We start from the raw sequence: 22,375 nt of genomic DNA on the forward strand, positions 1-22,375 counted from the left end.
GCTGCCGTCAGGGCTTGGTGCCGAACGTCTCGCTTGCCAGCGTCCAACCCGCCACCTGCTCACTGAGGCTCAGCCCCAGCCCGGGCCGGGTCGGCACCTGCATGCAGCCGTCGCGGATCTCGAGCCGCTCCTTAAACAGCGGCTCGAGCCATTCGAAATGCTCGACCCATGTGGCATGTTCGTAGGCCGCCGCGAGGTGGATATGCAATTCCATAACGAAATGCGGCGCCATCACGATTCCGCGCCGCCGCGCCGCCTCGGCCACCTGCAGGAACGGCGTGAAACCACCGATGCGCGGCGCATCATGCATGATCACATCCACCGCCCCGCGTTCGACGAAGGCACAGGCTTCGGCCGCACTGCCGAGCATCTCGCCAGTGCCGACCGGGGTGATCAGCTGCGCCGCCAGGGCGGCGTGACCTTCCAGATCGTGGGCGTCCAGCGGCTCCTCTATCCAGATCAGCTCGAACTCCTCCAGCGCCCTGCCCATGCGTGCCGCGGTGGTGCGATCCCATTGCTGGTTGACGTCGACCATCAGCGCCGCCTCGTCGCCGAAGTGCCTGCGCAGCGCCGCGACCCGGCGCAGGTCGGCGTGCCGATCGGGCTGGCCGACCTTCAGCTTGATCCCGCCAATGCCTCGCGCCCTAGACGCCTCGGCCTTTTCGATGACCTCCTCGATGGGCGCCTGCAGGTAGCCGCCGGAGGTGTTGTAGCAAGGCACCGCGTCGCGGTGGGCGCCGAGCAGCTTGGCCAGTGGCAGCCCGGCGCGACGCGCCTTGAGGTCCCAAAGCGCCGTATCGAAGGCGGCAATGCTCTGCACTGCCAGGCCGCTACGCCCGATCGAGGCGCTGGCCCAGCTCAGCCGGCTCCACAGGCGGGCGATGTCGTTGGGATCTTCGCCCAGCAGCAACGGCGCCAGTTCCCGCGCGTGGGCATATTGCGCGTGGCCGCCGGTGCGCAGGCTGTAGCTGAAACCGAGGCCGTGATGGCCCTGCTGCGACTGCAGTTCAACGAACAACAGGCTGACCGACGCCAGCGGCAGCTGCCGCCCGGTGAGTACCTTGGCGTCGCTGACCGGCCGCTGCAGCGGCAGCTCCACCGCACGCAGGCCGATCAAGCTGATGCGGTCAGCTTCATAGAGGTCGCTCATTCGTGCACCGCCTCGCCAGTCAGGGGATGCGCTGGATAATCCGCCGACTGATTGATACGGTCCAATTCATTAAAGCTCTCGATTGATACCAGGAACGGATCAATGTTCGAACTCGCCCAGCTGCGCTGCTTCACCACCCTGGCCAGCGAACTGAATTTCCGTCGCGCGGCCGAGCGCCTGAATATGACCCAGCCGCCGCTGAGCCGGCAGATCCAGTTGTTGGAACACCAGCTCGGCGTCGCGCTGTTCACCCGCAGCACGCGCTCGGTAGCACTCACCGCCGCCGGCCGCGCTTTCTTCGTCGAGGCCCAGGCCCTGCTCGACCAGGCCCACCGCGCCGCACAAGGTGCGCGCCTGGCCGCACTGGGCGAGAGCGGCTCGCTGACCATCAGCTTCGTTGCCAGCGCGGTCTACGACTTCCTGCCGCGCGCGATCACCCAAGTGCGCCGGGAACGGCCAGGTGTGGCCATCAACCTGCTGGAGACCACCACCTTCGAACAACTGCAGGCTCTGCGCGCGCGGCGGGTCGACCTGGCGGTGGTGCGCGAGCCGTTGCAGCAGCCGGGACTGGTCAGTGAATGCCTGCTGCGCGAGCCCTTCGTGCTGGCCACGCCGACCGACCACCCGCTGGCGCAGCATCCGGCGCCGACCCTGGAAATGCTCCACGGCGAGCCATTCATCCTCTATGCCCATGGCGCCTGGCAGCCGTTCAACGAGCTGCACACCGGGCTGTTCCGCGCCAGCGGTATCCAGCCCGAATTCGTCCAGTCACTGGGCTCGACGCTCACCATCCTCTCGCTGGTCAACGCTGGCCTCGGCCTGGCGCTGGTGCCGCGCGGGGCCAGCGCGATCCGCTTCCAGCAGGTACGCTTTCGCGAACTGCCGCTGCCGGAGGGCATCTGCGCCGAGCTGTATCTGGCCTGGCGCGACGACAACGACAACCCGACGCTGGAGGCGGCGCGCAATGCCGTGCGTCAGGCGGCCCGCGATATCGCCTGGGACCTGCCGCCAATCCAGCCCCAACACCATGGGACGGGCTGCTGACGGCCACGAGTTGACGTTCAAATGGTCGACCAGAGCCGGGGCTATCCAGGCTGTGACGAATGCGCTGCTCGACGCTAAAGCAAGGTCTAAGAGTGCAGGAGAAGCCTTCGCAGCCCGCCCTAAGCCAGCAGCCTCTCGCTGCTTGTTGCGTCCACTGCTGCATCCAGCTCAGCCCCAGCCAAATGCGTTGCATAGTGCTCCATCAGCTCCGACTCCCAAGAAGCGACCTCGCCCAATATGCCGGCCGCCTCATCTTTCGTCAGTGCAAAATGCTCATGCTGGCTAAGCAGGTTGGCTCGACTTAGGAGAGTACCGCTGATACCAACCTCCATCGCCAGCCCCTGCGCAGGCCCCTCTCCCAGTACGGGAAGAACGTCATACATGGGCGAGAGGCGCCAAGCGCCTTCCTGCCAGATCACGGCGTGGTTGCGAGGATGATCGTCACTGTTGCCGACCAGAGCGTTGTAGGCCATTCGCCTGTAGAGCGCCTGCCTATCAGAATCTGGCGCGCCTCTGCGGTACAGCTCATCGGCGAGCGCCGCGTAGATCCACCCGTTGTTGCGCTGCACCTGCCATTCGGCATCGAGAAGAGTTAAGCCACTCATCATCGGAATGCGGCGAAACCTTGCATCATTCGCTGACCATTCTCGGTCGAATCGCTCCACTAGCAACGTGTTGCCCCTTTCACTTTGATGGAGTGCTGTCCGAGCAACATTCATCCCCTTGGTAGCCGCAAAAGTCATGCAGGCATACTCGAATTTCGGCAGGTCGTAGTGATCAAATTTGTCGCGTGGCTTGGCAAGAATCAGCTTGTGATCAAAGCGGTACGTGCGCTTGGGCCTGGCACCACCAACAGCTGAGCGCTGATCCCGTATTCTTAATTCCTCCAGCTGCTCAGCGCTCAGCTGGCTGTCATAGATCGCAGCGCAAATATCTATGAAATGATCGAGCCCTTTGGCTTCAAGCATTTTCACAGGCCTTTCGCCTATACCCGGCCTCGGGGTGCGATCTTCGCCAGCCATGATGTTTCCGGCGCGATCTTCGTTAGGAGATAACAGCAGGAGCTGGATCGGAGTGAGCTCGCCCTTTCGGGTGCGGCGCAACAGGCGTTCCCCCCAAGCCATCTGGCATCGCATCATCAATGAAGCCGGGAACGCCGCCATTCTTATGTACCTGAATGGGTCGAGTGGAGAGCGGATACCGTATCGGATCAGGCACCCAACGCTTGGCTTCCACGATCTCCGGCGCATAGACGAAGGTTCCCGTACCACCCGCAAGGGTCAGCCTGCCCAGAGTCACAGTCTCACCCGTTTCCGGACACTCCATGTAGATGTAAGCGCGCGACATTAGAAGTCCTCCGCGTTGCTGCGCGGCAGCCTGACGCGCTTGGTCGCATTGGTTTCCAAAGCGTCGAGATCAAGCGCTGGGTCATCGATCAGCGCCTGGAAAACCCGGTCAGAAATCCCAACGGTGAACAACGCGAGCATGAAGTCGCGAAGCGAAACACCTTCAGCCTTGCCTCCCTCAATGTGACGAACAGCTCGGAGAGAAATCCCAGCCCGCTCTGCAAGGTCAGCCTGGCGCAGCCCCATGCGCAGACGCGCCTCCTTCACCAGAAGGCCTATACGGTAAAGCAGAGACGTACTTTGAACAGGGAAAAAGCCTTTCATAAGGTTAAACCAAGCGACATCCTATAAAGGATAAGATACTACTAATCGCACACTAAGCAACCTTGCAATGGTATTAAGAAGTCATTTCAAAGCACCTTAAGTGCGATAAGCTGTCATGAATAGATATCTTATTACGGCGAACAAACCCGGAACGGCAGATCACTCTCGGATCCCGGGCGGTAAATCTGTCCAGTTCGGCACCATTCCAGCCAGATAAGCCTTCCGCTGCGACCGGCAGCTTCTAGCCGTCGACAGCCCATCACACTGCAAAATCAGAATCGGACATAGCCACCCATAGCATCGGTGATGACTGGCGAGGCACAGCGTCGATAGGCCGAAGCCTTCATTGCCGCGCGATCGACTGCCCGCGCGAATCTGTACCGCCCGATCCGACGCCAACTGCGCTGTTCCGTCGCGGCAACACCCCCTAATCTGGCTGGCTGGACGTTGAATGACATCGATCCAGCGCTGCCACCTGGAGGATTCATGCATGACTGACGCAGAAAGCGAGCTGCATCATTTCGACCGGCGCATGGTCTGGGCCGGTTTTCGCCAGCTCGCGCCGATTTCCATCTTCGTCACCCTGTTCGGCGCCGCCTTCGGCCTCGCCGCAGTGCAGACCGGGCTGGACGATTCGGTGATCCTGGCGATGAGCGCGCTGGTGTTCGCCGGCGCCTCGCAGTTCGCCGCGCTGGAGCTGTGGGGCACGCAGGTGCCGCTGCTCACCCTGATGATCACGGTGTTTGCCATCAACGCCCGCCACCTGCTGATGGGCGCCACACTCTATCCCTGGTTGCGCCAGCTGCCGCCGGGCAGGCGCTACGGGGTGATGCTGATCGCCTCGGACGCCAACTGGGCGATGGCCATGCAGGCCTTCAACCGCAACCGCCCGGGTTTCGGCCTGCTGCTCGGTGGCGGCCTGGCGCTCTGGTCGTTCTGGGTGGTCGGCAGTTGGCTGGGCATCCATTTCGGCAGTGCAGTCAGCGACCCGAAGCGCCTGGGGCTGGACATGGTGATGGGCTGCTTTCTGCTGGCCATGGTGGTGGGCGGCGAAAAGAACCTGCGCATGCTAGTGATCTGGAGCGTTGCCGCCGGCGCCTCGCTGCTCGCCTTCCGTTACCTGCCGGAGAACAGCCACGTGGTGGTGGGTGCCCTCGCCGGTGGCGCGACCGGGCTGCTGTGGAAGGAGAAAGCGCGTGAATCTTGATGCGACGGGCGCAGGCGCGCTGACCGTGGTGCTGGTCATGGCACTGGTGACCCTGGCGACGCGCTGGGGCGGCGTGTTCGTCATGGCCTTCGTGCCCATCAGCGACCGCGTCCGCCAGTTCATCACCGCCATGTCCGGCTCGGTGCTGGTGGCGATCGTCGCGCCGATGGCCTTGCAGGGTGATGCTGGCGCGCGATTGGCGCTGCTAGCCACGGCAGTGACCATGCTGGTGCTGAAGAAGCCGCTGCCGGCGATTGCCGCCGGCATCCTCGCCGCAGCGTTGGTCAGGCAATTCTGAGCCGCAGCGGCCGATCGCGGCCGCTCAGGACACCGAGTTTGGCAGCCTCCATAGCAGTCATTACCGTGTGCACCAGCAGCGCGTCGGCATTGTGCTGGCCGCGCACCAACCTCGTTACGCACTCCACTTTCGAAAAGTCATCATACAACTATCGAAAATATTGCTGGCAGCGCCCCGCTTTTATCAATCTCGGGTGCCGCTCCTCTGGAGCCCTCTGTCGCAGCGCTTTAGCTTGGACAACACAACGGAAGTGACGCTGAAAAGCAACATATGTCATCAAATACGACTTTAAGCGTGTTGACATTCATGCGGCTAGATGCTGATATTTGACACATGTCATATGACAACAGATGACTTCAAGAACAATAATGACAGGCACCCCGATGACTACCACCCCCAATCCCACGCTTGGCCGTCTTCTGCTCACCGGAGCGGCAGGCGGCCTTGGCAAGGTCTTACGCGAAAAGCTGCAGCCCTACGCCCGCATCATCCGACTGTCCGATATCGCGCCGATGGCTCCAGCAGCCGGTGAACACGAGGAGGTCATGCCCTGCGACCTCGCCGACAAGGCCGCCGTGCATGCCCTGTGCGAAGGTGTCGACGCCATCGCCCACTTCGGCGGTGTCTCCGTCGAGCGGCCGTTCGAGGAAATCCTCGACGCCAATATCCGCGGCACCTTCCACATCTACGAAGCAGCCCGCCTGCACGGCATCAAGCGCGTGGTTTTCGCCAGCTCCAACCACGTGATCGGCTTCTACCCGCAGTCCGAGACTCTGGACACCCACGCCCCACGCCGCCCGGATGGCTACTACGGCCTTTCCAAGTCCTACGGCGAGGACATGGCGAATTTCTATTACGACCGCTACGGCATCGAGACCGTCAGCATCCGCATCGGCTCCTCGTTTCCCGAGCCGGCCAACCGCCGGATGATGAGCACCTGGCTCAGTTTCCGCGATCTCACCGAGCTGATGCGCTGCGCGCTGTTCACCCCAGCGGTCGGTCATACCGTGGTCTACGGCATGTCCGCCAACCGCGACGTCTGGTGGGACAACCATCTCGCGGCGCACCTGGGCTTCCAAGCGCAGGACAGCTCCGAGGTGTTCCGCGACAAGGTCGAGCAGCAACCGCCATACAGCGCTGACGACCCCGCCGGCATCTACCAGGGTGGCGCCTTCGTCGCGGCCGGCCCCTTCGACTGATCGCCCCCCCTTCGCCCGCGTACAACAACAAAGAGAAACGCAATGGCCCGTGAAGCTGAACTCATCGCCGACCTGCGCTGCGCCACCGGCGAAAGCCCGGTCTGGGTCGCCGCCGAACAGGCGCTGTACTGGGTCGACATCCCCAACCGCGAGCTGCTGCGCTGGAGCGCTGCCGACGGCCAGGTTTCACGCTGGCAGGGCGAGCAGATGCTGGCCTGCATCGCGCGCCACGGCGACGGCTGGGTGGCCGGCATGGAGAGCGGCTTCTTCGCCCTGCAGACGCGCCCGGACGGCCGGCTCGACAGCCGCGCGCTGGCGACCATCGAGCACCAGCTGGTGGACATGCGCATGAACGATGGCCGCTGCGATCGCCAGGGCCGTTTCTGGGCCGGCAGCATGGCGCTGGACATGGCCGCCGGGCACCCGGTCGGCGCGCTCTACCGGCTGGATCGCGATGCCAACGATGCGCCGCTGCGGCCGCAGCTCGACGGTTTCATCGTGCCCAACGGCCTGGCCTTCAGCCCGGACGGGCGAACCATGTACCTGTCCGATTCGCACCCCAGCGTGCAGAAGATCTGGGCCTTCGATTACGACACGAACAGCGGCACGCCGACCGGCCGACGCCTGTTCGTCGACATGCTCGACCACCCCGGCCGACCCGACGGTGCCGCAGTGGATGCCGACGGCTGCTACTGGATCTGCGGCAACGACGCCGGGCTGATCCACCGTTTCACGCCGGATGGCCGCCTGGACCGCTCGCTCGCCGTGCCGGTGAAGAAACCGACCATGTGCGCCTTCGGCGGCTCGCGGCTGGAGACCCTGTTCGTCACCTCGATCCGCCCCGGCGGCGATCTGAGCGACCAGCCGCTGGCCGGCGGCGTCTTCGCGCTCCATCCCGGCGTGGCCGGACTGGAGGAACCCGCTTTCAACTGACTCACCAGGGAAGGGCCGCTGCGTGCCCAACCTCGCTTCTCGCAACGCTGCACACCAACAAAAACAAGATGGAGAGTGTCATGAACCTCAAACGCAAGTTGCTCGTTACCGCCCTACCCTTCGCCTTCTGCGTCAGCGGGCTGGCACATGCCATGACGCTGAAGATTGCCGAGATCCACCCGGCCGGCTACCCCACGGTGGTCGCGCAGGAGAACATGGGCAAGAAGATCGCCGAAGCCACCAAGGGCGAACTGGATTACCGCATGTTCGCCGGCGGTGTTCTCGGCTCGGAAAAGGAAGTGGTCGAGCAGGTGCAGCTCGGCGCGGTACAGATGACCCGCGTCAGCCTCGGCACCCTCGGACCGGTGGTCCCGGACGTCAACGTGTTCAACATGCCGTTCGTGTTCCGCGACCATGAACACATGCGCAAGGTCATCGATGGCGACATCGGCCAGGAGATCCTCGACAAGATCACCAACTCCGAATTCAACATGGTCGGCCTGGCCTAGATGGACGGCGGCGTGCGCAACCTCTACACCAAGGAGCCGGTACGCAGTCTGGAAGACCTCAAGGGTATGAAGATCCGCGTGATCGGCAACCCGATGTTCATCGAAACCTTCAACGCCCTGGGCGCCAGCGGTATCGCCATGGACACCGGCGAGATCTTCAGCGCATTGCAGAGCGGCGTGATCGACGGTGCCGAGAACAACCCGCCGACCATGCTTGAGCACAACCACTTCCGCAACGCCAAGTACTACAGCCTGACCGGCCATCTGATCCTGCCCGAGCCGATCGTGATCTCCAAGACCACCTGGAACAAGCTCAGCGCCGAACAGCAGGACCTGGTGAAGAAGTTCGCCAAGGAAGCGCAGTTCGAAGAGCGCAAGTTGTGGGACGAGAAGTCCGCCGCCAGCGAAGCCAAACTCAAGGAAGCCGGGGTCGAGTTCATCGAAATCGACAAGAAACCCTTCTTCGACGCCACCGCGCCGATCCGCGAGAAGTACGGCGCGCCATACGCCGAACTGATCAAGCGCATCGAAGCCGTTCAGTAATCCTCGTGCAAGCGCATCGCGGCGGCCCGTGCCGTCGCGGTGCAACCGGTGGACTCTCATGAAAAACCTGGTTCTGGGCGTCAATGACGCCATCTATCGCACCTGCGTCATCGTCGCGGCCACGGCGATCGTGATCATGGCGACGATCATTCCGTGGGGCGTGTTCAGCCGTTACGCACTGGGCCAGGGCCTCGGCTGGCCCGAGCCCATCGCCATCCTGCTGATGGTGCTGTTCACCTTCGTCGGTGCCGCCGCCAGCTACCGCGCCGGCGCGCACATGGCCGTGCAGGTGCTCAGTGATCGCCTGCCGCCGATGGCCCAGCCCTTCATCATCCTGTTCGTACGCCTGGCCATGGCGGCTATCAGCCTGTTCATGCTGATCTGGGGCTACAAGCTATGCCTGGCCACATGGAACCAGTACCTCAGCACCCTGACCTGGATGCGCGTCGGTATCAGCTACGCGCCGATTCCGCTGGGCGGCTTCATCACCCTGCTGTTCGTCATCGAGCAACTGCTGTACGGCGACCAGAGCAAGCGGCGGGTCGTCGATTACGAAGCCCGCGAAGAGTCCAAGGAGTCCGTGTAATGGATGCCGTCGTCCTGTTGGGCAGCTTCATCGTCCTCATTCTGCTACGTGTTCCGGTGGCCTACTCGCTCGGCCTGGCCACCCTGGCCGGCGCCTGGTGGATCGATATTCCCCTGCACGCCGTGATGATCCAGATCGCCGGCGGCGTGAACAAATTCTCCCTGCTCGCCATTCCGTTCTTCGTCCTGGCCGGCGCGATTATGGCCGAAGGCGGCATGGCCCGCCGCCTGGTCGCCTTCGCCGGGGTGCTGGTCGGCTTCGTCCGCGGCGGCCTGTCGCTGGTCAACATCACCGCCTCGACCTTCTTCGGCGCCATCTCCGGTTCATCCCTGGCGGACACCGCCTCGGTCGGCTCGGTGTTGATTCCCGAGATGGAAAAGAAGGGCTACCCGCGGGAGTTCTCCACCGCGGTGACCATTTCCGGCTCGGTGCAGGCGCTTCTGACTCCACCCAGTCACAACTCGGTGATCTACTCGCTGGCCGCCGGCGGCACCGTGTCGATCTCCGCGCTGTTCGTCGCCGGCATCGGCCCGGGCCTGCTGCTCAGCACCGCCATGGCCGCGCTCTGCCTGCTGTTCGCCCGCAAGCGCAACTACCCCAAGGGCGAAGTGGTGCCGCTGCGCCAGGCGCTGAAGATCTGCGTCGAGGCGCTGTGGGGCCTGATGACCATGGTGATCATCCTCGGCGGCATTCTCTCCGGCGTGTTCACCGCCACCGAGTCCGCCGCGGTGGCGGTGGTCTGGGCCTTCTTCGTCACCATGTTCATCTATCGCGACTACAAGTGGCGCGAGCTGCCGAAGATGCTGCACCGCACGGTGCGCACGCTTTCCATCGTGATGATCCTGATCGCCTTCGCCGCCAGCTTCGGCTACATCATGACGTTGATGCAGATCCCGTCGAAGATCACCACCGCGTTCCTGACCCTGTCGGACAACCGCTACGTGATCCTCATGTGCGTCAACCTGATGCTGCTGGTGCTGGGCACGCTGATGGACATGGCGCCGCTGATCCTGATCCTCACGCCGATCCTGCTGCCGGTGGTGACGTCGTTTGGCGTCGACCCGGTGCACTTCGGCATGATCATGCTGGTCAATCTGGGGATCGGCCTGATTACCCCGCCGGTCGGTGCGGTACTCTTCGTCGGTGCCGCCATCGGCAAGGTCACCATCGAGAACACGGTGAAAGCGCTGCTGCCGTTCTACGCCGCGCTGTTCGCCGTGCTGATGGCGGTGACCTATATCCCGATGATTTCGCTGTGGCTGCCGAGCGTAGTGCTCTGATCCAGCTCACGATCTGCTGCGCGTCGGCCCTCCTGCGTTAAAAACAGGCTCGGAATGCTCATTTACAAAAGTAAACTCCGCTTCCTCGCCTGTTTTTGCCTTGTAGGGCTCTAGCTCGCAAGATCTCACACACTGCCTGCTTCGCTGCATCGTTTGCCGAGATACTCGCCCAAGCAAAGCCGCCTTGTGGGCAGCGCCTCGTTTAAGGACGTATCGCCCTGCCATGTTAGCCACGCCGTTTCCACGCCACATCGCTGTACTGGTCCTGGCCACCCTGGCCTGTTCATTCGCGGCCAACCACATCGCCGCGCGGATCGCCTTCGATCACGGCACCGGCCTGCTACTGGCCATGCTCTTTCGCGCCGGGGTGACCCTGCTGGCGCTGGCCGCACTGGTGTTCTGGCGCCGCGAATCGCTGCGCCTGAGCCCTGCCACCTGGCGCTGGCAAATCCTGCTCGGCCTGCTGATCGCGGTGCAGAGCTTCTGCATCTATTCGGCGGTCGCACGCATTCCGGTGGCGCTGGCGCTGCTGGTGGTGAACCTCTCGCCAATCCTGCTGGCGCTGCTCACCTGGGCGCTCGGCGGCCCGCGGCCGACTCGCCAGGCACTGGCGATCATGGGGCTGATCCTGTTCGGCCTGGTACTGGTGCTGGATGTACCGGCGCGCCTGCTCGGCAGCGCAGCGCCGGATGGCCAGTGGGTCGCGGGCATCCTCTTCAGCCTGACGGCAGCTGCGGTATTTGCGGTGGCGCTGTGGGTCACCGAGCACAAGCTGTCGAGCATGGCCGGCTCGGTGCGCAGCATGCTGACCCTGATCGTGGTATTCACCGCCTCCGCCCTGCTCGGCGCCAGCGACCTGATTCCGGGTGGGCTCGGCCTGCCCAATGCAACCGCCGGCTGGATCGCCCTCGCCTGCCTGGTGCTGCTTTACGGCGCGGCGTTCTCGACACTGTTCATCTGCATGCCGCGGCTTAACATCGCGCGCAATGCGCCGGTGATGAACATGGAGCCGGTGGCCGGCATGGTGCTGGGCTGGCTGATCCTCGGGCAGGTACTCGGGGCCATGCAAGTGCTCGGCGGCCTGATCGTGGTCGGCGGTATCGTGCTGCTGGCCTACCGCAAAAATTGATGGTGCAGCCGCCCCCCCAGTCATTCGGCAATGATGGAACGCTGCATTCGGAGCTGATCCGCTACCTTGGAAAGCGGCTACAGAATCGCGGAAGCGGCTAGCGCAAGCCCAATCAAGGTGAAAGCGAATGCCAGGAAGGCGAAAAGCCCATCCCTCGCTACGAGCGCTAAACCGAAAGTGATCAGGGCGAGGCCGGCGAGATTCGCGGAAAAAGGCACCAGTTCCATGGGCGGCATCATCGCCGCGACCAACAGACTGCACGCCGCGATGAAGTAGCTGGCATTACCTTCTACAAAGGCCGAGAGCCGCGGCTTGATCATCCGGTCGATCCAGCTCACCGGGCGCTCCATACGTTGCAGCGCTCGGTCCAGCCGAGCTTTCTCAATGCTGCGCTTGAGCATCGTCTGCGGCAGCCAGAACTGCTTGCGTCCCATAAGAAGCTGAATCGACACCAAGGCAACGATCACTCCCACCAGGGTCGGCACTCCCGGGATATCGCCTATCAGTGGCATCACCACGATCAGGCCAGCCAGCACCAGGAAACTTCCAAACGACCGCGTACCCAGGCTTTCCATGATGTCGCCCAATGCAACCCGTCCATCCTCCTCCGGGGTTGCTCGAATCTTGTCGATCAGCTGTTCCAGGTTCATTTCGTCTCCCTCCTGCCGGGACCAGTGGCTGCCATGGCTAACCGGCATTCGCCGCCGATGCTTCGCAAGCTGCGCCGTTCATCGTTGCTCGCTGCCACCCTGCGTAGCGGGACGGCGCTTGGCCTTTTCACGATCGAGCCGGGTAGGCGGCCGTCGGTTGGTCAGCCATCTTCTGACCAGCAGGTAGAACAGCGGGATATAGAACAGCCCGAGCAGGGTGGACAGCAGCATGCCGCCCATCACTCCGGTGCCCACGGCGTTACGTGCGGCCGAACCCGGCCCGGTCGAGAGCACCAGCGGCAGCATGCCGAGAACAAAGGTGAGCGAGGTCATGAGGATCGGCCGGAAACGCATCCGTACCGCGTTGAGCACCGCCGTCATCAGCGGTTCGCCCTTGGCTTCTTCCTCGATGGCGAATTCGACGATCAGGATCGCGGTCTTCGCCGAAAGGCCGATGATCGCCACCAGCCCGACGTTGAAATAGACGTCTGCCGCCAGGCCACGCAGCATGGAAAACAGCACAGCCCCGAGGGCCCCGAATGGTGCGACCAGCAGGACGGCGATGGGTACCGACCAGCTTTCGTACAACCCGGCGAGCACCATCAGCACGGTCAACAACGACAGGCCAAGGAGCCAGTAGAGCTGACCGGACGCTTGCTGCTCCTCATAGGAGGCGCCCGACCACTCGAAATCGAATCCTTCCGGCAGCTCCTCGGCCAGGCGCTCCATCTCCGCCATTGCCTCGCCGGTGGTGTAGCCCGAAGCGCTGCTACCGGAAATGCTCATGGTGGAATAGCCGTTGTAGCGCTGCAGCTGGGAAGGCCCGGCACTCCATTCGACCGTGGAAACGCGCCAAAGGGCACAGCCTCGCCCTGCTGGTCCAGTACCTTCAGCGCCAGCACATCCTGCGGTTGCATCCTGAACGGTGCGTCGGCCTGCAGCAGCACCTGCAGGACGCGCCCGCCACGGGTGAAGTCATTGGCATAGGCGCTGCCGAAGGCCATGGTCAGGGTAGCGTTGACCTCCTCGATCGACAGGCCAAGCGCTCGCGCCTTGATTCGATCGATGCGAACCCTGAGCCGCGGTGCCTCGTCATCGCCGGACGGCCGTACATCCTCCAGCGCATCGCTTTTACCGGCGGCCTTGATCAACGCCTCGCGCGCCTCATAGAGCGCCTCATAACCATGCCCGCTGCGGTCCTGCAGTTTGAAGCTGAAACCGCCCGTTTCGCCCAGCGATGGAATGGACGATCGGTTCACCGCGTAGACCTTTGCCTCCTTGATCTGCTTGAAGGCATCGGTTGCCTGGCGCACCAGTTCCGGTGCCGTTTCCTCATCGCCGGGACGCTCATCCCAGGGAACCATGCGTACATAAGCCGTGGCATGCCCCTGGCCCTGCCCCGCCGCACTGTGGCCATACACCAGCGTGGTATTCGCAACCAGCGGATGGTCATGAAAATAGGTTCATCGCGCTTTCCCGGGGAAGGCAGCCTTGATTTTCAGGAAGAAGTATTCCGAGTCCCGAAAACCATAGGCCATACGCTTGATCACCTTGATGCGGTTGTTGACGCCCTCAAGGACGCTGGTATGCATGTGGAAGTTGGCACTGGCGAGGATGCCTCGGGCGTATTTGCGCAGGTTGCGAGCGAAGCGCTGTAGCGGTGCGAGGCCGCTGTCCCGGGCGTGCCGCAACCAGGTTCGCCAGCGGCGCCAGCCCTCTCGTACGCTGGGGGCGAACCAGACATCCTTCAGCGCATCCTTGAGGACATAGACCGTAGCCAGCGGCTGGTTGGCCGCGAGTAGTTCTTGAAGCTGCACGGCTTGTCCGTCCTTCAGGTTGTTGCGATTGCGCAGCAGCAGCCAGCGGCTTTGCTTGACCGCCTTTCGTGCCGGCTTGTCTTCGCGCAGGAGGTTGGCCTGGTCAACCCGGATACGGTCGATCACATCCCGACCATAGCGCGCGACGACGTGAAACAGGTCGTACACCACTTCGGCTTGCGGGCAATGCTTCTTCACCTCCAGATCAAAAGCCGTGTTCATGTCCATGGCCACCGCCTCTATCTGCTGGCAGTGCTTGCCGAGCAATTCAAAGAACGGGCGGACCGCCTCGCGGCTGTTGCCGTGGCCGACCCACAACACCCGCGTTCGCTCGGCATCCATGATGACCGTGGCATAGCGATGCCCTTTGTGCAGGGCGAACTCGTCCATCACCAGGCGGCGGACACCGGTTGAATCGAAGGTGCCTACCTCGGCTTGAAGGCGTCGTTTATCGAGCGTTTTGAGGGTGTGCCAGTGCAGGCCGGTGAGCTGGCTGACGTGGCTGATCGGCAGCAGCCGCAGCAAGCTTTCGAGCCATATCCGTAACCGCTGGGTCAGCCGAGATGCTGGCTCCAACCAGTCGATCCGCTCGGTCACCCGCCCACAACTCAGGCAATCGACTCGGCGCACTGGTAGTTGAAGCAGGACGCGCTGATCGAACAGATCACGATCACGCACCAGACGAATCCGGCGATCGTGAATCAACGGGCTGAACTGGCCACAACGCCCGCACTTAGGAAGAGAGCCGGCTTGAGGTTCAAGCTCAATGAGGAGGGTGTTATCGGTAGATGGGCGACAGGCAACGGCGTCGTAGCCTGGCCAGAAAGCAGCAAGATCAATAGGATGCACGGCGACAGCAGGGACAGGTGAAGGGTGTGTTTGGCGACTGCCAATTTACCTGCTTCCCTGACTGTCAACTCGCTCTTCCCCCAGACTCCGCGAAGAACCTGAAAATAGGCCTGTACCCGCCTGACGGCCTCCTCCGTGCGCTTGGCCGTGGCCCCAGGTGGAGACTGGATGACCGTCATCAGCGAACCCTGGTCTTCCTCCGGCAGAAATGCACCAGGCAGCCTGACGAAGAGCGTTGCTGCCAGCGCGACCAGCCCTGCGAAAATCACCAGAAACCAGATCGGTCGCTGCAGCATTCCGCCGACGGCACGGTGATAACCCGTCGCGGTGCCATCCAGTCCCCGATTGAGCACCCGCAACGGCCTTGGCATCCTGCCGCGCTCGCCGGCACCGCTGCTCGGGCGAAGCAAGGTGGCGCAAAGCGCCGGTGTCAGCACCAACGCCATGACGGTGGAAATGGCGACCGCGATGGCCAGGGTCACCGCGAACTGCCGATAGATACCTCCGGTGGACCCGCTGAAGAATGCCATGGGCACGAACACCGCGATCAGCACCAATGTCGTCCCGATGATCGCCGCGCTGACCTGCCCCATCGCCTTCTTCGTGGCCTCGAACGGCGTCAGTTGCTCTTCGTCGATGATCCGCTTGGTGTTCTCGACCACGACAATAGCGTCGTCCACCAGCGTGCCAATCGCCAGCACCATGGCAAACAGACTGAGCAGGTTGATGGAAAAACCCACCAGCCAAAGCCCCAGACAGGTTCCGGCCAGCGTGATCGGAATGACGATCGAGGGAATGACGGTGGCGCGCCAGCTCTGGAGAAATAACAGCATCACGAGGACCACCAGCACCATGGCCTGCCCAAGGGTAAGCAGCACTTCCTTGATCGACGCGGCGATGAATGGGGTGGAGTCGTACGGAATGGTCCAGACGATATCTTCCGGGAACGCTCGCGCCAGTTCGCTCATGCGCTGCTTGATCCCCTCGGCGGTCTCCAGCGCATTCGCCCCAGGCGCCAGCTTCACCGCCATGCTCGCAGCGGCATCACCGTTGAGTTCGGTGCTGGCGTTGTAGTTCTTCGCCCCCAGTTCGACCCGCGCGACATCGCCAAGCCGCACGGACGCACCATCCGGCTCCACTCGCAGGACAATGGCTTCGAACTCCTCGGGCGAGCTGTAGCGCGCCTGGGTTTCCAGCGCCGCGGTAATCTCGGTGTCGCCGGCCAGCGGCCTTTCGGCCAACGCTCCACCCGGCGCCTGGCTGTTCTGCTCACGCACGGCGGTGAGTACGTCGCTCGCCGACAACCCCAGATGCGCCATGCGGTCATGGTCGATCCACACCCGCATCGCATATGGCGTGTAGTACTCGCCGATATCCCCGACGCCCTTGACCCGCCGAAGCTCGTCGACGATCCGAGTCGCCGCGAAATTGCCCAGCGCCAGGGTATCCATCGTGCCGCTGCGGGAGCTGAGCGTGACCAGCAGGACGGTATCCGGTGACGCCTGATAGACGCGAATACCCTGCTGCCGGACCTCATCCGGCAAACGCTGCTCCACCCGCCCGAGGCGGTTCTGCACATCCATTTGGGCGGTGTCGATATCCGCGCCAGAGTCGAACGTCATCTTCACCGAGGCGCTGCCATTGGAGCGACTGATGGATTCCATGTACAGGACGCCATCCACCCCATTCATTTCCTGCTCGATGACCTGGGTGACATTCGTTTCCAGTACCGAAGCATCGGCACCTGGGTAATCGACGCTGATGGTGAGCGTTGGTGGCGCGATCGATGGGTACTGCTCGACTGGCAGACTCCGCACCGCGAGCAGGCCCGCGATGAGAAACGCCAGCGCGATCACCCACGCCAGAACCGGCCTGTCGACGAAGAAGGTCGCCTTCATCTGCCGTGGCGCCCTGAATCACGCTCGTTATCCGAAGAGGAGTCGCGCTCACTCGCCACAGGCGTGACCGGCTCGTCGGCACGCGCCTGCTGCCAGCCATCGATGATGATTCGGTCACCGACCTCCAGGCCGTCGAGAATGATCCAGTCGCCTCCTTTCATCTGGCCCAGCTCCACCTCCTGAACCCGGGCCACGTCATCCTCGTCCAGGCGCATAACCGTGGCGCCGCGATCATGCATTCTCACCGCGCGCTGGGGGATGGTGATGCCTTTCGGCCAGGTGCCGAGGTGCAGCCGCGCACGAACGAACTGGCCGGGCAACAGCTGGTGGTCAGGGTTGGGAAACTGCGCGCGCAACGCCACGGTGCCGGTGGATTCATCGATGGTCATCGAGGTGAAGTTCAGGTAGCCCTCCTGCTTGTGCTCACGGCCGTTTTCCAGCACGAGCTGCACCGGCACCAGCTCATCATCGGGCAGCTCCAACTCTCCAGACGCCACCTGATGACGCATCTCCAGCAGATCAGCGCTGGACTGCGAGAAATTCACGAACACCGGGTCGAATTGCTCGACCGTGGTCAGCAGGGTGCCATCGGCGGCACTGACCAGCGCGCCCTCGGTAACCCTCGCCCGACCGGCACGTCCAGAGATCGGCGTCTTCACATTGGTGTATTCGAGCTGCAGGCGGGCTGTCGCGACTGCAGCTCGTGCTTCTGCAACATCGGCCAAAGCGGTTCTGGTGCGCACTTGTGCCGTGTCATAGTCCTGCCGGCTGATCGCGCGATCGGCGACGAGCTGCTCGTAACGGTCCAGGTCCTGCTGGGCATTTGCGGCGGTGGCTTCGGCCCGCTGCAGAATCGCCTCGGCCGAATCGAGTCGGGCCTGCATCTCCCGCGGATCGATGCGAAACAGCGGATCGCCCGCTTCAACGTCGGAGCCTTCCTGATAGAGCGTCCGCTCCACGACGCCATCGACCCGCGCGCGGATCTCGGCGACCCGTACGGACTGCACACGACCTGATAGCTCGGCGATGTTCTCGACCGGGCCTCGGGACACCTTGTGAACGCTCACCTCGGGGGGCGCGTCCTTCTGCGTGTCGTCGGTCTTGCTCGACGAATCGTCACCTTCGCTACAGGCGACCAGACCCATGGCCAGCAGGGCCAACACGACGGGGCGTCGCATGAAAACCATCATCACAACCTTGCACACACGAAGGCGCGGGCGGCGGAGGCACCTGCTCCACCACCCGCACCAGACTGGCAGGCGCGGCGCGAGCGCCGCCTTGGGAAAGGGCTGGCGGGCTAGAAAACCAGCATGAACAGGCCAATCACGACCAGCAATCCGATGAGGAAGATGATGCCGATGGTGCTGCCGAGAAATTTCAGCATGTGGTTTGCTCCTTACGTTGGGTTGTAAATCAGCTGACCCAAGCGTGGCGTCATCGTTCGTTTGAATCGGTTCCGCTTGACTGCCTATCCTTCGCTCACTGCAACGAAGATCTGCAGAGAATTGAGGGTATCGAGTGGCCGATGCACGCTTGACGTCTTCTATCGGCAGGGGTGATCTGGTCGCGAGCGCAGGCGAGTCTGGAAGTGCGAAGACACAGGTTGGCTGAGCCTCATAGCGCCATATGCCACGTGCGCTTCAGCGGGTCGGCCAGTGGACAGCGGGCGAGAGGGGCTGCTGCAAAGCCCTGACACAATCCTGCCCGATGCTGGCTACGGCCGAGGGACGGCCGCAGCGAGGGTTACTCAGTAGCAAAGCACAAAGCCAGGAGGCTTAACTGCCAACCTTGCTCGCCTCCGCCTCCTCATGGGCCTGGCGCAGCCGCTCGCGGCTGTTGGTCAGGTGCAGCCGCATGGCCGCCCGCGCGGATTCCGGGTCCTGGCGCTCGATGGCCTCGTAAATCTGCTCGTGCTCGCGGCCCAGGCGCGCCTGGTAATGCTGCTGGTCGTCATGGGCCAGTCGCGCGGAATTGACCCGGCTGCGCGGGATCAGCGTGGTACCCAGGTGGCTCATGATGTCGGTGAAGTAGCGGTTGCCGGTGGCTTCGGCGATCTGCAGATGGAACTGGAAATCCGATGACACCGCATCGCTGGAGTGCGCCGCGCTCTGGTTGAGCTGATCGAGAAAGGCGCGCATCGCGGCCAGTTGCTCAGGCGAGCGACGCTGCGCAGCCAGCCCGGCCGATTCCACTTCCAGGCTGATGCGCAATTCCAGAATCGCCAGCAGGTCGCGCAAGGTGCCGATGGTCGCCGGGTCGATGCGCAGCCCGGTGGTGCTCGGCGTATCCAGCACGAAGGTGCCGATGCCGTGCCGCGTTTCCACCAGGCCCGAGGCCTGCAGGCGCGAGATCGCCTCGCGCACCACCGTGCGACTCACACCCTGCGTCTGCATGATGGCGGACTCGGTCGGCAGCTTGTCGCCGCGCTTCAACATGCCGTCGCGGATCTGCTGCGACAGTTCGGCGACCAGCTCCTGAGCGAGGCTGCGGTGTTTGCGACGGGCGCGTGGCTGGGCGCTCTGGTTATCCATGGACGGCTATCTCTGAGAAGCGGAAGCAGCCGTCATCATAGCCCAGCAGTTGTACGATAACTATTGATCCATTGCATTTGTAGGGAGATTACGCGCAACCATCGCGCCAGATGTCCTAGGGCGGCGGGCGACAGTGCCCGGCCCGGCAGCGGTTGGCCTGATGGCTGGGGTCCTGCTGCATGAGCTTGCGCGTGACGCCGTTGGTCCAGCCGAAGCCGTCCTGCAGAGGATATTCGCCGCCACCGGCGTGCTCGGTGCACGGGCGCAGTACGTATTTTTCCACCAGCTTGTTCTCGCGCTCGAACAGGTGGCTGACGATGGTCAGCCAGCGCTCCTCGATATCCAGCGCCAGCGCGTCATGGCCGTAGTGCTGCAGGCCGCGAATGGCGATCCACTGCAGCGGCGCCCAGCCGTTGGGGCGATCCCATTGCTCGCCGCTGCCGCTGATCTCGGTGGTGGCCAGCCCGCCCGGGGCCAGCAGGCGGGCACGCACGGTTGTCGCGACCGCTGCCGCCTGCTCGGCACTGGCCATGCGCACGAACAGCGGTGCCAGGGTCGCGGCGGTGAGGTTGTCGCGTTGCCGGCCGCGCCGCCAGTCATAGTCGAAGTAGGCGCCGGCGCGCGGATTCCACAGGTAGTTGTCGATCGCTGCCAGGCGAATTTCGGCGCGCCGGGCAAAATTCTCGGCACAGGCCTGCTGGCCCTTCACCGCCGACAGCTCGGCGATCTGCCGCTCGAGCTTGTAGAGCAACGCATTGAGGTCGATGGGCAGGATGCTGGTGGTGCGGATGGTCGCCAGCCGGTGCGCATCGTCCAGCCAGCGCGAGCTGAAGTCCCAGCCCGATTCGGCACCGGCGCGCAGGTCACGATAAACCTCGTGCCGCGGCCGGCAACTGGCGCGGGCGGTCTCGACGTCTTCGCGATAGGACTCCTCGCGCGGCGTATCGCGCTCGTCCCAGTAACGGTTGAGCACCACGCCGTCGGCCAGGCAGACGCAGCGCCGGTGCCGCTCACCGGGGCGCAGCGCATCGGCACCCTCCATCCAGAAGGCATATTCCTTGTGCAGCTGCGGCAGGTAATCGCTGGCCCGGTGCACGCCGTTTTCCTCGAACAGCTCGGTCATCAGGGCGAACACCGGCGGCTGCGAACGGCCGAGGTAGTAGGTGCGGTTGCCATTGGGCACATGGCCGTAGGTGTCGATCAGGTAGGCGAAGTTGTCCGCCATCGAGCGCAGCAGATCGCAGTGCCCGCTCTCGTCCAGGCCGAGCATGGTGAAGTAGGAATCCCAGTAATACAGCTCGGTGAAGCGCCCGCCTGGCACCACGTACGGGTGCGGCAGCGGCAGCAGCGAGGAATGCTCGGGATGGTCCTGCGGCTGCCGGGTGAGCACCGGCCAGAGCCGGTCGATGTGTTCGGCCAGGCTGTCGTCGGGGTTGGCGACAAATTCCCTGACCGGCATCTCGTAAAGGCTGAAGTGCTCGTGGACGAAGGCGCCGAGATCGAAGCCGGGCTCATTGCAGCGACCGCGGTAAGCCTCGAGGATGACTTCGGGATGGCGCCGCGGCGCGCAGTCGACGAAGGTCTTGCTGTCGGGAAAGATGCGCTGCATCTGCACCGCGACGAACAGCTCCTGATAGCGATCGGCGGGGCTTAGGGTATCGGCCAGCGAGATGGCGCTGACGTCATGGCTGAACGGCTGGTACGACTGGCTACTGGTCATTGTTCGCTGTAATTCCATAACAGACCGCCATCGACCACCAGGGTAGTCCCGGTGATGTAGTCGGCATCCGGAGAAGCCAGAAAGGCGACGACCCCGGCCACATCGCGTGGCCTGCCGAGGCGTCCGGCGGGGATGTTCTGCAGCAGGCTGGCGAGCTTCTCCGGCTGGTTCATCAGCTCGCGATTGATCGGCGTTTCCACCGCGCCCGGCGCCACGTTGTTCACCGTGATGCCCAGCGGCGCGAGTTCGATGGCGATGTTGCGCATGAGCATCTTCAGCCCGCCCTTGCTCGCACAGTAGGCGGTGAAGTTGGGGTGCGGCAATTCCTCGTGCACCGAACTGTTGTTGATGATCCGCCCGCCACGGCCCTGCTCGCGCAGATAGCGGGCAAAGGCCTGGGCCAGGAAGAACGGCCCGCGCAGGTTGACGTCGAGTACCCGGTCGTAGTCGCCCTCCTCGGCGTCGAGAAATGCGGCGTGCGCCTGCACCCCGGCGTTGTTCACCAGGATATCCAGGCGGCCCATGCGCTCGACGCTCTCGCGCACCAGCCGCTGGCATTGCTCGACCTGGCTGACGTCCGCGGCGATGAAGCAGACCCGCCGCCCCACGGCGCGTACTTGCTCGAGGCTCGCACGGGCCTCGTCATCTTCCTCGCGGCCGTTGATGACCACATCGGCCCCCTCCTCGGCCAGGCGCAAGGCGATGCCGAGGCCGATGCCGTGAGTACTGCCGGTGACCAGAGCCACCTGATTCTGCAAGCGCATTGCGACCTCCGTACGCACGTCGCCTGAACGCGACGCCGTTTCGATTGGCGATGCAGATGAGACGGAGCGAGCCTTCGCGCGTTCCCTCATCCGCCGGATCGGCGCAGCTGGTCGCGCCGTGGCTTTACGTTAGCCGCCTAATCTTTCTCTCCTCCGGACAAAGGCGCAAAATGGCCGGCTATCCGCTGCTCGTCGAAGGACGTCATGGCTACCGCCAATCTGCGCAAGGGTTATCTGCTGGGGCTGGCCACGTTCAGCATCTGGGGCATGTTTCCGCTCTACTTCAAGGCACTCGAGCAGTACGGCGCGCTGGAGATCGTCACCCAGCGGGTGATCTGGTCGGCGGTGTTCGGCTCGCTGGTGTTGCTGGTCTGGCGCCACCCCGGCTGGTGGCGCGAACTGCTGGCACATCCGCGACGGCTTGGCGTGCTCGGCATCTCCAGTGTGCTGATCGCCGCCAACTGGCTGATCTACGTCTGGGCGGTGAACCACGACCGGATGGTCGAAGCCAGCCTGGGCTACTACATCAATCCGCTGGTCAACGTGCTGCTCGGCATGATTGTGCTGCGCGAGCGGCTGCGCCCGCTGCAGTGGCTGG

Annotated in this window: 20 protein-coding genes and 3 pseudogenes; 10 read left to right on the forward strand and 13 right to left on the reverse strand. The window is 63.5% G+C overall.

What is annotated here, in order from left to right:
* Window positions 1–7: 7 nt before the first annotated feature.
* Window positions 8–1,150, reverse strand: a complete 1,143-nt coding sequence (locus F753_RS35815) for an L-talarate/galactarate dehydratase (protein ID WP_023445246.1) — start codon at window positions 1,148–1,150, stop codon at window positions 8–10.
* A gap of 102 nt (window positions 1,151–1,252) precedes the next feature.
* Between F753_RS35815 and F753_RS35820 the strand changes: the two genes are divergently transcribed.
* A complete protein-coding gene (locus F753_RS35820) occupies window positions 1,253–2,194 on the forward strand; it encodes a LysR family transcriptional regulator (protein ID WP_023445247.1) in 942 nt (313 codons plus the stop codon).
* A 119-nt stretch (window positions 2,195–2,313) separates the two neighbouring features.
* On the opposite strand, the pseudogene F753_RS35825 reads toward F753_RS35820, so the two are convergent.
* Window positions 2,314–3,541 (reverse strand): annotated as a pseudogene (locus tag F753_RS35825) (type II toxin-antitoxin system HipA family toxin).
* Entirely contained in the window at window positions 3,541–3,864 is a 324-nt protein-coding gene (locus F753_RS0124895; protein ID WP_031297634.1) for a helix-turn-helix domain-containing protein, read from the reverse strand. The pseudogene F753_RS35825 and the gene F753_RS0124895 overlap by 1 nt, the downstream one beginning before the upstream one ends.
* A 490-nt stretch (window positions 3,865–4,354) precedes the next feature.
* On the opposite strand from F753_RS0124895, the gene F753_RS35830 reads away from it, so the two are divergent.
* The 8 genes and pseudogenes from F753_RS35830 to F753_RS35865 all read left to right on the forward strand — a co-directional run bounded on the left by F753_RS35830 (window position 4,355) and on the right by F753_RS35865 (window position 11,548).
* Window positions 4,355–5,071, forward strand: coding sequence for an AzlC family ABC transporter permease (locus F753_RS35830; RefSeq protein ID WP_014818817.1), 717 nt, complete (start codon window positions 4,355–4,357; stop codon window positions 5,069–5,071).
* On the forward strand, window positions 5,061–5,369 hold the full coding sequence (locus tag F753_RS35835) for an AzlD family protein (RefSeq protein ID WP_014818816.1): 309 nt from the start codon (window positions 5,061–5,063) through the stop codon (window positions 5,367–5,369). The genes F753_RS35830 and F753_RS35835 overlap by 11 nt, the downstream gene beginning before the upstream one ends.
* A 383-nt stretch (window positions 5,370–5,752) precedes the next feature.
* Entirely contained in the window at window positions 5,753–6,568 is an 816-nt protein-coding gene (locus tag F753_RS35840; RefSeq protein WP_023445250.1) for an NAD-dependent epimerase/dehydratase family protein, read from the forward strand.
* Window positions 6,569–6,610: 42 nt separating this feature from the next.
* Window positions 6,611–7,501 carry an SMP-30/gluconolactonase/LRE family protein gene (locus F753_RS35845; protein WP_023445251.1) on the forward strand — a complete coding sequence of 297 codons (891 nt, stop codon included), beginning with the start codon at window positions 6,611–6,613 and terminating at the stop codon, window positions 7,499–7,501.
* Between the two features lie 80 nt (window positions 7,502–7,581).
* A pseudogene (locus F753_RS35850) lies at window positions 7,582–8,553 on the forward strand (TRAP transporter substrate-binding protein).
* Between the two features lie 58 nt (window positions 8,554–8,611).
* Window positions 8,612–9,139 carry a TRAP transporter small permease gene (locus F753_RS35855; RefSeq protein WP_023445254.1) on the forward strand — a complete coding sequence of 176 codons (528 nt, stop codon included), beginning with the start codon at window positions 8,612–8,614 and terminating at the stop codon, window positions 9,137–9,139.
* A complete protein-coding gene (locus F753_RS35860) occupies window positions 9,139–10,419 on the forward strand; it encodes a TRAP transporter large permease (protein WP_023445255.1) in 1,281 nt (426 codons plus the stop codon). Before F753_RS35855 ends, F753_RS35860 begins: the two co-directional genes overlap by 1 nt.
* A gap of 223 nt (window positions 10,420–10,642) precedes the next feature.
* Window positions 10,643–11,548 carry an EamA family transporter gene (locus tag F753_RS35865; RefSeq protein WP_023445256.1) on the forward strand — a complete coding sequence of 302 codons (906 nt, stop codon included), beginning with the start codon at window positions 10,643–10,645 and terminating at the stop codon, window positions 11,546–11,548.
* Window positions 11,549–11,625: 77 nt separating this feature from the next.
* On the opposite strand, the gene F753_RS35870 is transcribed toward F753_RS35865, so the two are convergent.
* The 10 genes and pseudogenes from F753_RS35870 to F753_RS35905 all read right to left on the reverse strand — a co-directional run bounded on the left by F753_RS35870 (window position 11,626) and on the right by F753_RS35905 (window position 21,777).
* Complete coding sequence (locus tag F753_RS35870) at window positions 11,626–12,198, reverse strand: exopolysaccharide biosynthesis protein (protein ID WP_023445257.1); 573 nt, start codon at window positions 12,196–12,198, stop codon at window positions 11,626–11,628.
* Window positions 12,199–12,276: 78 nt separating this feature from the next.
* Window positions 12,277–12,984 (reverse strand): efflux RND transporter permease subunit, encoded by a 708-nt coding sequence (locus F753_RS49990; protein WP_023445258.1) that lies wholly within the window; start codon window positions 12,982–12,984, stop codon window positions 12,277–12,279.
* Entirely contained in the window at window positions 12,981–13,619 is a 639-nt protein-coding gene (locus F753_RS49995; protein WP_245218647.1) for an efflux RND transporter permease subunit, read from the reverse strand. Before F753_RS49995 ends, F753_RS49990 begins: the two co-directional genes overlap by 4 nt.
* A gap of 42 nt (window positions 13,620–13,661) precedes the next feature.
* Window positions 13,662–14,864 carry an ISL3 family transposase gene (locus tag F753_RS35880; RefSeq protein WP_031297637.1) on the reverse strand — a complete coding sequence of 401 codons (1,203 nt, stop codon included), beginning with the start codon at window positions 14,862–14,864 and terminating at the stop codon, window positions 13,662–13,664.
* 161 nt (window positions 14,865–15,025) lie between these two features.
* A pseudogene (locus tag F753_RS35885) lies at window positions 15,026–16,762 on the reverse strand (efflux RND transporter permease subunit); the annotation flags it as partial.
* Window positions 16,759–17,940: an efflux RND transporter periplasmic adaptor subunit gene (locus tag F753_RS35890; protein WP_167332065.1), complete on the reverse strand. Its 1,182-nt coding sequence runs from the start codon at window positions 17,938–17,940 to the stop codon at window positions 16,759–16,761. The pseudogene F753_RS35885 and the gene F753_RS35890, both read right to left, overlap by 4 nt.
* Before the next feature lie 119 nt (window positions 17,941–18,059).
* The gene (locus F753_RS50360; RefSeq protein WP_442963444.1) at window positions 18,060–18,146 is read right to left on the reverse strand and encodes a small membrane protein YohP; all 87 of its coding nucleotides are present in this window, start codon (window positions 18,144–18,146) and stop codon (window positions 18,060–18,062) included.
* Window positions 18,147–18,537: 391 nt separating this feature from the next.
* The gene (locus F753_RS35895; protein ID WP_023445263.1) at window positions 18,538–19,293 is read right to left on the reverse strand and encodes a FadR/GntR family transcriptional regulator; all 756 of its coding nucleotides are present in this window, start codon (window positions 19,291–19,293) and stop codon (window positions 18,538–18,540) included.
* 115 nt (window positions 19,294–19,408) lie between these two features.
* Window positions 19,409–21,013 carry an alpha,alpha-trehalase TreF gene (treF, locus tag F753_RS35900; RefSeq protein ID WP_023445264.1) on the reverse strand — a complete coding sequence of 535 codons (1,605 nt, stop codon included), beginning with the start codon at window positions 21,011–21,013 and terminating at the stop codon, window positions 19,409–19,411.
* Window positions 21,010–21,777 (reverse strand): SDR family NAD(P)-dependent oxidoreductase, encoded by a 768-nt coding sequence (locus tag F753_RS35905; RefSeq protein ID WP_023445265.1) that lies wholly within the window; start codon window positions 21,775–21,777, stop codon window positions 21,010–21,012. Before F753_RS35905 ends, treF begins: the two co-directional genes overlap by 4 nt.
* Before the next feature lie 204 nt (window positions 21,778–21,981).
* Here F753_RS35905 and F753_RS35910 point away from each other — a divergent pair.
* Window positions 21,982–22,375: EamA family transporter (locus F753_RS35910; protein ID WP_023445266.1), on the forward strand; the 394-nt coding region annotated here is incomplete at its 3' end.

The organism is Stutzerimonas chloritidismutans AW-1, assembly GCF_000495915.1.
Lineage (GTDB): Bacteria > Pseudomonadota > Gammaproteobacteria > Pseudomonadales > Pseudomonadaceae > Stutzerimonas > Stutzerimonas chloritidismutans.

Coding starts and splice junctions, on each gene's coding strand:
- F753_RS35865 (WP_023445256.1), top strand. CDS start 10,643: ATGTTAGCCACGCCGTTTCCACGCCACATCGCTGTACTGGTCCTGGCC.
- F753_RS50360 (WP_442963444.1), bottom strand. CDS start 18,146: ATGCTGAAATTTCTCGGCAGCACCATCGGCATCATCTTCCTCATCGGA.
- F753_RS0124895 (WP_031297634.1), bottom strand. CDS start 3,864: ATGAAAGGCTTTTTCCCTGTTCAAAGTACGTCTCTGCTTTACCGTATA.
- F753_RS35890 (WP_167332065.1), bottom strand. CDS start 17,940: ATGCGACGCCCCGTCGTGTTGGCCCTGCTGGCCATGGGTCTGGTCGCC.
- F753_RS35905 (WP_023445265.1), bottom strand. CDS start 21,777: ATGCGCTTGCAGAATCAGGTGGCTCTGGTCACCGGCAGTACTCACGGC.
- F753_RS35840 (WP_023445250.1), top strand. CDS start 5,753: ATGACTACCACCCCCAATCCCACGCTTGGCCGTCTTCTGCTCACCGGA.
- F753_RS35895 (WP_023445263.1), bottom strand. CDS start 19,293: ATGGATAACCAGAGCGCCCAGCCACGCGCCCGTCGCAAACACCGCAGC.
- F753_RS35860 (WP_023445255.1), top strand. CDS start 9,139: ATGGATGCCGTCGTCCTGTTGGGCAGCTTCATCGTCCTCATTCTGCTA.
- F753_RS35855 (WP_023445254.1), top strand. CDS start 8,612: ATGAAAAACCTGGTTCTGGGCGTCAATGACGCCATCTATCGCACCTGC.
- treF (WP_023445264.1), bottom strand. CDS start 21,013: ATGACCAGTAGCCAGTCGTACCAGCCGTTCAGCCATGACGTCAGCGCC.
- F753_RS35870 (WP_023445257.1), bottom strand. CDS start 12,198: ATGAACCTGGAACAGCTGATCGACAAGATTCGAGCAACCCCGGAGGAG.
- F753_RS35830 (WP_014818817.1), top strand. CDS start 4,355: ATGACTGACGCAGAAAGCGAGCTGCATCATTTCGACCGGCGCATGGTC.
- F753_RS35815 (WP_023445246.1), bottom strand. CDS start 1,150: ATGAGCGACCTCTATGAAGCTGACCGCATCAGCTTGATCGGCCTGCGT.
- F753_RS35820 (WP_023445247.1), top strand. CDS start 1,253: ATGTTCGAACTCGCCCAGCTGCGCTGCTTCACCACCCTGGCCAGCGAA.
- F753_RS49990 (WP_023445258.1), bottom strand. CDS start 12,984: ATGAGCATTTCCGGTAGCAGCGCTTCGGGCTACACCACCGGCGAGGCA.
- F753_RS35845 (WP_023445251.1), top strand. CDS start 6,611: ATGGCCCGTGAAGCTGAACTCATCGCCGACCTGCGCTGCGCCACCGGC.